This is a genomic window from Microvirga aerophila (assembly GCF_003332305.1).
In the GTDB taxonomy this organism is placed as follows: Bacteria; Pseudomonadota; Alphaproteobacteria; order Rhizobiales; family Beijerinckiaceae; genus Microvirga; species Microvirga aerophila.
This window is the reverse complement of record NZ_QOIO01000058.1, coordinates 20,162-31,586: the sequence shown is the minus strand read 5'-3', so window position 1 is coordinate 31,586 and position 11,425 is coordinate 20,162. Positions and strand designations below refer to the sequence as shown.

Genomic DNA, 11,425 nt, shown 5'->3' with positions numbered 1-11,425 from the left:
ACTGAGCAAAAACAGATCACCCATTCGGAGCCTCCTCGACAGGAGGCTCTGAATCACACCTCAATCTAAATTAATAGGTCCTGAGTCTAGACCGGTGCCTTCCGAAGACGGCTATCGAGACTCTCGAAGCAATCCGCCTGTTCCTGTTCACCCCGCAAACGGCATTCGTCATCGCGACCGACGAGGCCATGATCGAGTACGCCGTCCGACATCATTTTCCGGATCTCCCAGCATCCGCGGGACCAACGACATATGCCCGCAACTACCTGGAGAAGCTGACCCAAGTCCCGTTCCGAATCCCGGCGCTCGGGGTTGAGGAGGCAAAGGTCTATGTAACCTTGCTTCTCGCGCAGGCCATCCTCAGTGAAACCAGCCAAGGATTTGCTGACCTCGTCGAAAAGGCGCGCGCCATCATTAGAACGCCATGGCTTTCAAACGCGCTCACGCTGGGGGATCTGACGGCAGCAGATTCCAAAAAGCAAGTCGAACTCACGGCAGCCTACCGTCTCGCACAGCAGCTCGGGGCGTCAGTGGCTGAGGGCCTGGAAGGCAATCCACGCCAGATTAAGCGCTTCCTGAATGCAGTCACCCTTCGAAAGGCCGTGGCCGACGCCCGAGGGCTTTCTAAAGAGGTGGAGCTTTCGATCCTCGCGCGCATCATGCTCATCGAGAGGTTCAGGCCCGAGTTTTACGCTCATGTCGCAAAGCAGGCGATGGCAGCGCCAGGCGGAACGGTGCAGGAACTCAAGGTCCTTGAGACTAGCGCGGCGGGCTCGGTCGGGTCTGGAGATGGGCAATCCGCGAAGCCGGATGCCGATGCGAAGGAACTGCCGCCGGAAGTGGCCGAGTGGGCTAGTGACGAGTGGCTCCGCAATTGGGCTCGGCTTGACCCCGAACGTCCGTTGAGCGCGCTTGACCTGAGGCCTTATGTCTTCGCGACACGAGATAAGAAGGGCATCTTTGCGCGCGGTTCCTCCAACGGCACCGTGGACAAGATCCTCTCTGCGGTGAGCTCTGGCCCTCTGGGTACGACGCAAGTCGACACTGACATTCGCGCTTTGGGCGAGCCCGACGCGAAGCTTCTGTTCACGACTCTGGCGGACCAAATCCTCGCGACAGATAAATTGAATGGAGCACCTCCGCAGTTCGGAGGACTTTGCGCCCTTGTGCGTCATCATCCTCGCTTCCAAGGGCAGCTCGTCGGCTTCCTGAGCAACCTACCGACAGAGGATCTTGGCAGCTGGGCAGCGGCCGGGTGGAACCCACAGGCATTTGAGGAGGGCCCGAAAGCGCGCGCCCGTGAGCTTCTGCAAACGTGGGCCTCAAAGGGCAACAGGCAACTTCATATTGTTGCCAAGGCTACCCTCAAGACCCTTTCGGCTCAAGGATCGCGTTGATGGGTACATCAGCCCTCCCTCGTGGGCAGCGTCCGAGCACGCCACTTGTTCCCGGCTGGCTCGACGGTGCAGGACCACCGACGCTCCCGCCCGCTTTTAATCCAGTCCCTTCCCCACTTGGTAATCCACCGATACCAGGAAACCCGCCGCCTAACGGCCCCATTCCTCCTGCTCCGCCGCAAACGCCCGCACCAACTCCGGATCAACCGCCTCCGCCCGATCCGAACCGGTTCGGACCAGCCAGGTCTAACTTCACACGCTTCTCCCGGAGCGGTGGGGGCGACGACCGCGCCTTAGGGCGGGCTGTCCGAAGTTACGCCAGAAGCGCCACAGGCGGCGCACGCACCGCAACGCGCCGCATGGGCTCGTCCCGCCAAGCGGCCGCGGGCGTTCTTGGGCTCTTCAGGGACTTTGATACGCTCGGCGTCCGCGAAACCTTCCGGCGTCTGGGGCTGGACACGGTTTTGGATGGAGGGGTCGCCGAAGCGTTCGCGGCACTCACTGACGTCATCTGCGGTGAGGGAGGCCCCATCGATGAGGCTATCGCGCGCGATGCCTGGGCCGAGACCGTCGGACAACTTGGGGATCTGGGGATCGACAACCTTGAGACGTTCGATGCCGCCCAGAAGCAGGGCTATTTCGCAACCTTCCTCGGGAATACAATTGTAGGTCGCCTACTTCAGGACATCGCCATCCGCGGGTTCAAGGTCGCCCCAACGGCCGGAGATTTTCGCGCCATTGAGCGAGAGCTGCGGGACTACATCGCCGCAGCAACCCGGGACCAGATCTTGAGCCTCACGCCTCCATCCTTTGCTGATCTGACCAATCGCGATTTGGGACGCCTGGTAGACCAGATCTACGAGACCGCTTGGTCCCTGCTCGAAACCTACGGCGATGAAGAGGCTGCCGCATGAGATCTCACATCATCATTCGACTAGGCCCCACGGACAGCGCCCCCGTCCCATTGCCGGCGGGCGAACCGCATCGAGAACTCGATTTGCGCCCGGACACAACGGCGTTGAAGTTCGGGATTGGTCAAATTCTCGACGAGGCGGCGGGTCATGGCCTTCAAATCTCTGAGGTGGGCGTAGACCTGCTGGTGCTAGCGGTTGCCGTCCAGGCTGCGGACACCCGCATCTCCCGGGTTCGTAACGCAGAGGACTCATTCACGAGGGAGATCGGCCTCTCGGTGCCCGTTTCGAATCCGACGCTCTGGGCAGGGGTGTCCGACCTGGTCGAGAGGATGCTCCGCTTTCTCTCAGGAGATCTCTGGACAATCTCATTTCGCCCGAGGCCAAGTGGCATGGATAGGCTTGCGCCGCCAAGACGGGGATTGCCGCTAATCGGGTTCAACCGGGTTGCGCTCTTCTCCGGAGGCATTGATAGCTTCGTCGGGGCTGTGGATCTCCTTGCCGCCGGCCGGGAACCCCTCTTTGTAAGCCATTATTGGGATGCCGGGACATCGAGCCAAGCCTCATGCGCCAGTCATCTCAATCGGGAATTCGGTGTCTTTGAGCGCCGGCATGTCCGGGCAAGGGTGGGCATTACGGCCGGGGACATGGCCTCATTTGGAAGTGAAGACACCCAACGTGCCCGCTCCTTCCTGTTCGTGTCCTTAGCAGCGGCTTGTGCAAGCGCCCTGCCCGCCGGACACCGCATCATCGACGTTCCTGAAAACGGCCTCATCTCGCTCAACGTCCCATTGGACCCGCTTCGCTTGGGGGCTTGGAGCACACGCACCACGCACCCGTTCTACCTCGCGCGCTGGCAGGAACTGGTTGAACGGCTAGACATCGCCGACCAAGTCGAAAACCGCTACCGTTTCAAAACCAAGGGACAAATGCTCGACGAGGTCTCCCGTCGGGAGTTCGTAGAGCGTTCCATCCCGAGCACAATCTCGTGCTCGTCGGTATCCAAGGCCCGTTGGGGCGGCCAAGCCCCAGGACACTGCGGCTACTGTGTACCGTGCCTCATTCGACGCGCATCAGAATTGCGTGCCTATGGGAGGGAGCCGACCACGTATGTTGGCTTGCCGCAACTGACCGGAACTGTCGACCCGAGAACGGCAAAGGGCGAGCACATCCACAGCTTCGAGCTGATGGTCGAGCGTCTCAGGGTCGCCCCAAACACGGCGACAGGGCTGGTCCGCAAACCCGGGCCACTGTCCGATTATTCAGCCGACGAGATCAAGAGCTACGCAGAGGTGTTCCGGGAGGGTATAGCCGAGGTCGGCCAAGCCATCAGAGGCGTGCACGCTATTGCCTCCTAATCGCCCGAATGGACACCAGACATGCACGATTTTCATTGCCACCTCGACCTTATGGGGGACCCGGGAGCCGAGTACCGGTCCCGCCAGTCGTACCGGGTTCTGACGGTTTCCGTGACGACGACACCAAGAGCCTGGCGCCAGAACCTGGCATGGGCGAACGGCAGTCCGTGGACCAGGCCAGCGCTTGGGCTACACCCAGAGTTGGTTGGCGATGCGCACGTTGATCTTAGTTTCCTGCTCGATCTCATGCCGCAGGCCAATCTGATCGGCGAAGTTGGGCTCGATGGCAGTCCACAGCACAAGGCCAGCTTCGTCCAACAGCAGCGCGCATTCAGAGAGATATTGTTGCGCGCGGGAACCCTCGGCGGGCGGGTTATAAGCATTCATAGTCGTCGCGCCGCCACCCAAGTCCTCGATGAGATCGAAGCCTGCCCTTCTCGTGGAGGCTTCTTACCGATCCTCCATTGGTTCTCCGGAACAGCTTCCGAGCTGGCCAGGGCCATTTCACTCGGGTGCTGGTTCTCTGTGAATGGTTCGATGCTGAAATCAGCTCGCGCACGCCCGATGATCGAGGCAATCCCACCGGACGCATTGCTGGTGGAGAGCGATGCCCCGTTTCGAGGAGGGAAAGGAGATCTGAAGGGCACCTTGCTGAACCTCTCGGACCTCACAGGTCGAGCCATCGACGAGGTCGAGGCGACGACTGACGACAATGCCCGACGTATCCTTCCAGAACCGATTGCGATCTGAACGTCGGCGAGTAAATGCCCCGCATGAAAAAGCCCAGGCTCCGGGGCGAACGGACAGGATGCCTTCGCATCTCTGCCTCGCGCACTACGGGCCGGGGCTGATAGGGTCCAGTCGGGCGCCTGCATCGTCAGGCAAGCGCAGCAATAGGCCGGGCCGGAGTACATCCGTCCTAGCACGGCCTCATCGAAGCGGGCGGTGACGCCCGTCGCTTCGAAGTCCACATACGATGTCCGCTGGGGTAAGCCTCATATGGGAGCGGAAGCCTGCTGTTACAAGGGCTTACACCGTGATCGGGTGGAACGGCCCGCTGTCTGCTCGCGTTGGCAGAGCAGGACCTCATGACGACCGGATCTTACGATCCGCCCAGCGACAGCGCTCCGCCCATGCCCGCCGATCCAGACACCAGCCCCCTCGACCAGATCATGACCCTGTCGCGGGAGATCGTCGACGACTGCCCCTCCTGCGCCGGCAAGGCCTCCCAGATCGCCATGTGGGCCCGCGAGATCCGGGAGCGGCGCCCCGGTCGTGAGGAGCTGGAAGCTCTCGTGGACGCGACCTGCAAAGGCTTCCTGCCCGACGACCAGCGCAAGCTCCTGATCGAGAGCCTCCGCGCCCTGGTCCGCTTCGCCGAGTGAGCGTGCATGCGGGCCCTCTCTGACCCGGACCACCTACCCTCCCGAGCCGCCGTCGGAGCCGTTGCCCCAATCCGGATCGGCACCGCCGCCTGGAGCATCCCGAAGGAGCATGCAGCCCCCTTCCCGGTGGCAGGATCCCACCTGGAGCGCTACGGCGCAGTCCTCAACGCGGTGGAGATCAACTCCTCGTTCTATCGCCCGCATCGGACGGCCACCTATGAGCGGTGGGCCGCGTCGGTGCCAGACGACTTCCGCTTCGCCGTGAAGGTGCCGAAGGCCATCACCCATGAGCGTCGTCTGAAGGACGTCGGCGACCTGCTGGACAGGTTCCTGTCGGAGATAAGCGGCCTCGGGCCCAAGCTTGGGCCCCTCCTGGTGCAGTTGCCCCCGAGACTGAGTTTCCAGCCGGAGGTCGCTGACCGATTCCTGAGTGATCTGAGGAGCCGGGTCGAGTGCCGCATCGTGTGCGAGCCCCGCCATGCCTCCTGGTTCACGCCGGAGGTCGAGGCCCTGCTCGCCCAGCTTCGGATCGCCCGCGTGGCCGCGGACCCAGCGCCGGTTCCTGGCGCTGACGAGCCGGGCGGCTGGCGCGGTCTGTCGTACTATCGCCTGCACGGCTCGCCCAAGATCTACTACTCGGCCTACAGCGCGGAGTATCTGGCAGCCATCGCGGAGGTGCTCGCCAGGGATGCCGCGGCGGGCATCGAAACCTGGTCCATCTTCGACAACACGGCGGCCTTTGCAGCAACGGGTGATGCGCTTACGACCAGAAGGATGGTGCAGGCCTCGGCATTCCCCTCGTCCGGTTTCGTTCCGTGAGCGGCCTCATCACCGATGCTTTGACATGCCGTCCCGTGAGGGATCGCTAATTTGCCGTTGGTTCAACCACGGGAACGAAGCGCGTCCCCCACGCAGCGATCATTGTTGCGGCATACTCGGCATCCGCCGCCCGGGTCAGAAGGTGGTCGGCCGTGTCGAGGGACACAAAGCTCTTGGGATGGCGTGCAGCCTGGAAGATCACGCCGGCGCTCTCGACGCTCACGACCTCGTCCCGGGACGAATGCAGGATCAGCAGGGGACGGCCCAAATGAGCAATCCGGCGTTTTTGATCCTGAGCGTGCAGGTCTTCGACGAAGGCCCGCCTGATGACGAAGGACTCGCCGCCCAACCTCACACACGCCTCACCTTCGTGGAGGATTCGGTCAAGGCTGCGGTCCAGCAGACGGATCACATGCTGCGTGTCGCAAGGGGCCCCGATCGTGACCACGGCGGCGATGCCCGGCAGCTCCCCGGCCGCTGCCAGCGCCGCGGCGCCCCCGAGGCTGTGCCCGATCAGGATCCCTGGGGGATAGCCCTCCTGCTCCATCGCCCGGACCGCGGCTTTCAGATCGGCGACGTCGCCGCTGAAGGTGGCATGGGAGAAGTCGCCCTCGCTCTGCCCCAGCCCGGTGAAGTCAAAGCGAAGGACTCCAATGCCGCGGGCGGCGAGCGCCCGCGCGATCCGCACGGACGCGACCGAGTTCTTGCTGCACGTGAAGCAATGGGCCAGGACCGCGTAGGCTGTCGCAGTGCCGTCCGGCAGGTCGAGCCGGCCGGACAGGCGTTGGCCCTGCGAGCCCGAGAAGTCGAAGACTTGCGTCCGTACGGACATCGCTATGGATAACGGACCGGCGGAGGCGGCGGCTCGGGCAGCGGGATGAACTCGGCCTCGTCGCCCGGCACCGTGTCGAACCGGGCCGCCTTCCAGTCGGCCTTGGCCTGCTCGATCCGGTCCTGCCGCGACGAGACGAAGTTCCACCAGATGAAGCGGGGGCCGTCCATCGGCTCGCCGCCCAGCATCATGAAGCGGGCATCGCTGCGCGCCCGGATCGTGATGCGGTCTCCCGGCCGGAACACCAGGAGCTGCCCGGGCGGGAACACGTCGCCAGAGATCTCGACCTCTCCCGAGACGGTGTAGATCGCCCGCTCGTCGTAGTCCGGATCGAGCGGCACTGAGGCCCCCGCCCGCAGCGCCACGTCGGCGTAGAACATCGGGCTTGATGTCTGCACCGGGGAGGTGGCGCCGAGGATCGATCCGGCAATGAGCCGCACCGTCTTGCCGTCGCCATCGAGCACCGGCATCTGGCCCGCGTCGTAGTGCACGAAGCCGGGCGTGGTCTCCTCGTCCTGGGCGGACAACGCCACCCAACTCTGGATGCCGAAGAGCTTCGAGCCCGTCGTGCGCAGTTCCGGAGCGGTCCGCTCGGAATGGACGATCCCGCGTCCGGCTGTCATCCAGTTGAGTTCGCCGGGACGGATCGGCAGCTCGGTCCCGAGCGAGTCCCGGTGCATGATCTCGCCGTCGAACAGGTAGGTGACGGTGGAGAGGCCGATGTGCGGATGGGGCCGCACGTCCATGCCGGACCCGAGCAGAAACTCGGACGGACCCATCTGGTCGAAAAAGATGAACGGGCCCACCATCTGCCGCTGGGCGGAGGGCAGCGCCCGGCGCACCTCGAAGCTGCCGAGGTCGCGGGCCCGGGGCACGATGACCGTCTCGATGGCATCACAGGCCAGCTTGTCGCCAGGCTGCGGATCGTCGGCGGGGTTCCAGCTCATCAGTTCCTCTCCTTCCCTGCACAGGTGCGACGGGTGCGGTCGGCCTTCGCCGATGCCTCGGGCACGCGTTGCAGGATTGCCTTTGACATAGGACCACGGCCGCCACCGGCCAGAGAGCAGGCCCAGGTCTCTTGGCCCGGGCCATTGTCCCACAAAGGCGGGCCGCAGCGGTTAAGCCGCCTCAGGTCGACCTCGGTCGGCTGGTGCTTTCCCTCTCGGGACAGCACCAAAGACAGCAGGCAGGGATCATGCCCCCTCCCGCTATTCGCTTGACCTCCAAGCCCTCAGATGTTCTTCGAGCGCGTCATCCGTATCATCTGGAACAGAGGGACCACTCCAGGCCGTCGACCCGAATGTGGTGCCCGTTCCGTCCCGCCCGACAATCCGCCAGAAATGCAGCGCGGCACTCCGCTCCCTATGCCCCATCTCGGCGCGTACGGCATCCGCTTCTGGCCGGGTCGCCTCCCGAAGCCGGTAGCGCCGCGACGGGTTTTCGGCAAACCATAGGTCGTCGGGTGTCATGTTGCCTCCAACCAATTCAAGCTCGGCAAGTGCCCCTTAGTCGGCTCTTGGCCAAACGTGCATTCGGTCAGCACCTCCGACGGGGTCCGGCGCATCAAACGTCAGGCATGACGACCATGATGTTTGGCCGTGCCAGCTGCCGTCTTAGATCGCTGCAATCCCGCGCCCGGAGCCCGTTGAGAAATTCCAAACCCGCGTTCCCACCCGGATCGAGGAGATGCACCTCCAAGCTCTCGCCCTGCGGCGCGGCCGTCGCTATCGTGACCAAGCCCGTCGGTGTCTCCCGCTCGATCTTGGCCCCGAGAACGTCGTCGCATTGAACCCGCAGGATGATTTCCATCGTCATCTCCTCGGTTAACCCGCAATAATCCACAAAGAAGTCGGCTCGCGCTCTGACAGCGCCAGGTGGCACTTTATCAGATATTGGGGCCCTGAGGCGCAGTTCAGACGTGCGATGAGTTGATCGGAAACGCGTCACGTCAACGGCAGCAGGCCTGCCTCGATCTGCCGGCGCCGGCCCTCCAGGAACGGCGGCAGCGACAGCGTCTCGCCGAGCGTGTCCATGGGCTCGTCGGTGGCAAATCCCGGCCCGTCGGTGGCGATCTCGAACAGGACCCCGTTCGGCTCGCGGAAGTACAGGCTGCGGAACCAGAACCGGTCGACCGGGCCGCTCGACGGCATGCGCACGTGGTTGAGCCGCTCAGCCCAGGCCTTGTAATCGGCATCGGGAATGCGGAAGGCGACATGGTGGACGCCCCCTGCCCCGGGTTGGGCCACCGGAATGTTGGGCTCGACGGAGACATGCAGCTCGGCCGCCGGCCCGCCCTCTCCCATTTGGAAGACGTGGGTGCGGGTTTCCTCGTTGCCGGGCGTGGCGTAGTCCCGCACGCGGGTCATGTTCAGGATCCTGGTGACGACGAGTTCGGTATATTCGATATCAGGCACGCTCATCGTGATCGGCCCGAGGCCGCGGATCTGATGCTCGGCCGGGACGGGACTGCGCTCCCAAGGATGGGACACCTCCCCCTGCCCGCCATCATCGATCAGGCTGAGGCGCTGGCCCTCGAAATCCTCGAAGTCGAGCGTCAGCCGGCCATCACGCTCGACGACATCGGAGTGCGTGACGCCGAGGTCCTGGAAGCGCTGCTTCCACCAGGCGAGGGTGTCGCCCCCGGAGACCCGCATGGCGGTGCGGGTGATGCTGTGGGTGCCGCGCTGCTCGCGCTCCACGGGCCAGTCGAAGAAGGTGATGTCGGTGCCGGGCGAGCCGCGTCCGTCGGCATAGAACAGGTGGTAGGCGCTGGTGTCGTCCTGGTTGACGGTCTTCTTCACCAAGCGCAGGCCAAGGGTCTGGGTGTAGAAGGCGTGGTTGCGTGGCGCGTTGCCGGTCACGGCGGTGAGATGGTGGATGCCGGTGAGTTGCATGGTCGGTGTCCTTATCGGGCGGGCCCGCAAGCCCGCCCTCCAGAGTGCGTTAGAGTTGGTCGATCCAGGCCTTGGTGAGGGCGACGTCCGTCTGCGACAGCCCGTGTCCCGTCGGGAGCACGCGGTGCTCGACGGTGGCCCCTGTCGTTTGCAGGAGGGAGGCCAGCCGCCTGGCGTTGTCCGCCGGCACGATGGGGTCGGAGGCGCCCGAAAGGATCAGCACCGGCTTGCCGGACAGATCGGCAGCGGGCGGATCCTGGAGCGGCACCATCGCCCGCAACAGGGCGGCGCCAGCAAGAGCTTCCGGCCGGAGCTGCAACACGGCGGCAGCGATGTTGGCCCCGTTCGAGAAGCCGACCGCAATCGGGGCCGCGAGGTTGTACGACTCCCGCGCCTGGGCAATGAAGTCGGCGAGTTCGTGGGCGCGGCGGCGGACATCCTCCTCGTCGAAGATGCCCTCACGCAGGCGGCGGAAGAAGCGCGGCATGCCGCCCTCCAGCACCTTGCCCCGCGGGGAGAGCAGCGCGGAGCCCGGGGCGATCATGCCGCCGAGCGGCAGCAGGTCGTCCTCGTTGCCCCCAGTGCCGTGCAGCAGCAGGATCGGCGGCTTGCCGGGCTCGGTGGCCGGCTTGATGCGGTGGATGAACGAAAGTTCGGTCGTGGTGTTCATGGAAACCTCGATCAGGGCCTTGCAGCCCTGGCGATGCGGAACGGGATAAGGACCCTGCCGCCGGAACGGACCGGGCGGCAGGGCGGGTTGACGTCGGGTCAGGCGACCTTCGGCAGCACGGCCTCAATCTTCTCGCGCTTCGGCTCCAGGAAGCGCGGCAGCTTCAGCGCCTGGCCGAGGGATGCGGCCGGCTCGTCGACGGCGAAGCCCGGATCGTCCGTGGCGATCTCGAACAGGATCCCGTTCGGCTCGCGGAAGTAGACCGCCCGGAAGTAGTCGCGGTTCTTCTGCTCCGTGGCCCGGATGCCGTGGTTCGCGGCGAGCTTCCGGACCATCTCCGCCTGGACCGCGTCGCTGGCGGCGCGGAAGGCGATGTGGTGCACCGTGCCAGCCCCGGAGCGGCCCCGTGGGAAGTTCCCCACCTCGCGCAGGTCGATGATACCGCCAAGCGCCGTGTCACCGGCCTTGTAGCGGATGAGCGAACCCTCGCGGGCGATCTCTGTGAAGCCGTAGATGTCGGTCAGGATCGCACCGGTCGGGGCCGCCTCCCGCACCAGCAGGCTGGCGCTGTGGAAGCCGCGGATCGCATGCTCGGCCGGGATCTCGCCGGTGCTCCAGGCGGGCTCGTTCTCAATGCCGGGGACAGCCACAAGGGCCAGCCGCATGCCGTCGGGGTCCTTGAATGCGACCACGGTCTCGCCGAAGCGCTTCTCCGGTGCCTCGTGGGCCACGCCCTTCTCGATCAGGCGGTGCGTCCAGTAGCCGATGGCGCCCTCGGGCACGCGGAACACCGTCTCCTGGGTTTCCCCGGTGCCGAGCTGGCCCGGAGCGGCATGCTCCCAGGGAAAGAAGGTCAGGATCGTGCCGGGTTGGCCAGCCTCGTCGCCGTAGTAGAAATGGTAAGTGCCGGGGTCGTCGAAGTTGACGGTCTTCTTGACCAGACGCAGCCCGAGAACGCGGGTGTAGAAGTCGAGGTTGCGCTGGGCCGGGCCGGCGATGGCGGTCACGTGATGGATGCCGTTCTGGATCATTGTGGTGTCCTTTTGTGGGGCAACCAGCGCCCCGGGTCTGCTCCAGAGATAAGCGGGTTCGGTCCCGGCGCCATGCGATTTCGATTGCGCCGACGCAATCTCAAGATTGCTTTACGGGCGATTGCATT

Annotated in this window: 13 protein-coding genes; 6 read left to right on the top strand and 7 right to left on the bottom strand. The window is 64.6% G+C overall.

What is annotated here, in order from left to right; genetic code table 11:
* Positions 1–80: 80 nt before the first annotated feature.
* The 6 genes from DRB19_RS24070 (at position 81) to DRB19_RS24045 (ending at position 5,870) form a co-directional block, all read left to right on the top strand.
* Positions 81–1,397: a KAP family P-loop NTPase fold protein gene (locus DRB19_RS24070; RefSeq protein ID WP_114188556.1), complete on the top strand. Its 1,317-nt coding sequence runs from the start codon at positions 81–83 to the stop codon at positions 1,395–1,397.
* On the top strand, positions 1,397–2,311 hold the full coding sequence (qatB, locus tag DRB19_RS31735) for a Qat anti-phage system associated protein QatB (RefSeq protein ID WP_308494367.1): 915 nt from the start codon (positions 1,397–1,399) through the stop codon (positions 2,309–2,311). The genes DRB19_RS24070 and qatB overlap by 1 nt, the downstream gene beginning before the upstream one ends.
* Positions 2,308–3,666: a Qat anti-phage system QueC-like protein QatC gene (qatC, locus tag DRB19_RS24060; RefSeq protein WP_114188554.1), complete on the top strand. Its 1,359-nt coding sequence runs from the start codon at positions 2,308–2,310 to the stop codon at positions 3,664–3,666. Before qatB ends, qatC begins: the two co-directional genes overlap by 4 nt.
* A 21-nt stretch (positions 3,667–3,687) precedes the next feature.
* Positions 3,688–4,416, top strand: a complete 729-nt coding sequence (gene qatD / locus DRB19_RS24055) for a Qat anti-phage system TatD family nuclease QatD (protein WP_114188553.1) — start codon at positions 3,688–3,690, stop codon at positions 4,414–4,416.
* Positions 4,417–4,754: 338 nt separating this feature from the next.
* A complete protein-coding gene (locus DRB19_RS24050; RefSeq protein ID WP_245439789.1) occupies positions 4,755–5,051 on the top strand; it encodes a hypothetical protein in 297 nt (98 codons plus the stop codon).
* 6 nt (positions 5,052–5,057) lie between these two features.
* A complete protein-coding gene (locus tag DRB19_RS24045) occupies positions 5,058–5,870 on the top strand; it encodes a DUF72 domain-containing protein (protein WP_114188552.1) in 813 nt (270 codons plus the stop codon).
* A gap of 46 nt (positions 5,871–5,916) precedes the next feature.
* On the opposite strand, the gene DRB19_RS24040 is transcribed toward DRB19_RS24045, so the two are convergent.
* The 7 genes from DRB19_RS24040 to DRB19_RS24015 all read right to left on the bottom strand — a co-directional run bounded on the left by DRB19_RS24040 (position 5,917) and on the right by DRB19_RS24015 (position 11,297).
* A complete protein-coding gene (locus tag DRB19_RS24040) occupies positions 5,917–6,702 on the bottom strand; it encodes an alpha/beta hydrolase family protein (protein WP_114188551.1) in 786 nt (261 codons plus the stop codon).
* A gap of 2 nt (positions 6,703–6,704) precedes the next feature.
* A complete protein-coding gene (locus DRB19_RS24035; RefSeq protein WP_114188550.1) occupies positions 6,705–7,649 on the bottom strand; it encodes a pirin family protein in 945 nt (314 codons plus the stop codon).
* 261 nt (positions 7,650–7,910) lie between these two features.
* Positions 7,911–8,171: a hypothetical protein gene (locus DRB19_RS30205; RefSeq protein WP_147022210.1), complete on the bottom strand. Its 261-nt coding sequence runs from the start codon at positions 8,169–8,171 to the stop codon at positions 7,911–7,913.
* A gap of 94 nt (positions 8,172–8,265) precedes the next feature.
* Positions 8,266–8,511 (bottom strand): hypothetical protein, encoded by a 246-nt coding sequence (locus DRB19_RS24030; protein WP_114188549.1) that lies wholly within the window; start codon positions 8,509–8,511, stop codon positions 8,266–8,268.
* Positions 8,512–8,645: 134 nt separating this feature from the next.
* Positions 8,646–9,596, bottom strand: a complete 951-nt coding sequence (locus tag DRB19_RS24025) for a ring-cleaving dioxygenase (RefSeq protein ID WP_114188548.1) — start codon at positions 9,594–9,596, stop codon at positions 8,646–8,648.
* A 49-nt stretch (positions 9,597–9,645) separates the two neighbouring features.
* Positions 9,646–10,266 (bottom strand): alpha/beta hydrolase, encoded by a 621-nt coding sequence (locus tag DRB19_RS24020; RefSeq protein ID WP_114188547.1) that lies wholly within the window; start codon positions 10,264–10,266, stop codon positions 9,646–9,648.
* Between the two features lie 98 nt (positions 10,267–10,364).
* Positions 10,365–11,297, bottom strand: a complete 933-nt coding sequence (locus DRB19_RS24015; RefSeq protein WP_114188546.1) for a ring-cleaving dioxygenase — start codon at positions 11,295–11,297, stop codon at positions 10,365–10,367.
* Positions 11,298–11,425: the final 128 nt, after the last annotated feature.

Coding starts and splice junctions, on each gene's coding strand:
- DRB19_RS24040 (WP_114188551.1), bottom strand. CDS start 6,702: ATGTCCGTACGGACGCAAGTCTTCGACTTCTCGGGCTCGCAGGGCCAA.
- DRB19_RS24045 (WP_114188552.1), top strand. CDS start 5,058: ATGCGGGCCCTCTCTGACCCGGACCACCTACCCTCCCGAGCCGCCGTC.
- DRB19_RS24035 (WP_114188550.1), bottom strand. CDS start 7,649: ATGAGCTGGAACCCCGCCGACGATCCGCAGCCTGGCGACAAGCTGGCC.
- DRB19_RS30205 (WP_147022210.1), bottom strand. CDS start 8,171: ATGACACCCGACGACCTATGGTTTGCCGAAAACCCGTCGCGGCGCTAC.
- DRB19_RS24025 (WP_114188548.1), bottom strand. CDS start 9,596: ATGCAACTCACCGGCATCCACCATCTCACCGCCGTGACCGGCAACGCG.
- DRB19_RS24015 (WP_114188546.1), bottom strand. CDS start 11,297: ATGATCCAGAACGGCATCCATCACGTGACCGCCATCGCCGGCCCGGCC.
- DRB19_RS24050 (WP_245439789.1), top strand. CDS start 4,755: ATGACGACCGGATCTTACGATCCGCCCAGCGACAGCGCTCCGCCCATG.
- qatB (WP_308494367.1), top strand. CDS start 1,397: ATGGGTACATCAGCCCTCCCTCGTGGGCAGCGTCCGAGCACGCCACTT.
- qatC (WP_114188554.1), top strand. CDS start 2,308: ATGAGATCTCACATCATCATTCGACTAGGCCCCACGGACAGCGCCCCC.
- DRB19_RS24020 (WP_114188547.1), bottom strand. CDS start 10,266: ATGAACACCACGACCGAACTTTCGTTCATCCACCGCATCAAGCCGGCC.
- DRB19_RS24030 (WP_114188549.1), bottom strand. CDS start 8,511: ATGGAAATCATCCTGCGGGTTCAATGCGACGACGTTCTCGGGGCCAAG.
- qatD (WP_114188553.1), top strand. CDS start 3,688: ATGCACGATTTTCATTGCCACCTCGACCTTATGGGGGACCCGGGAGCC.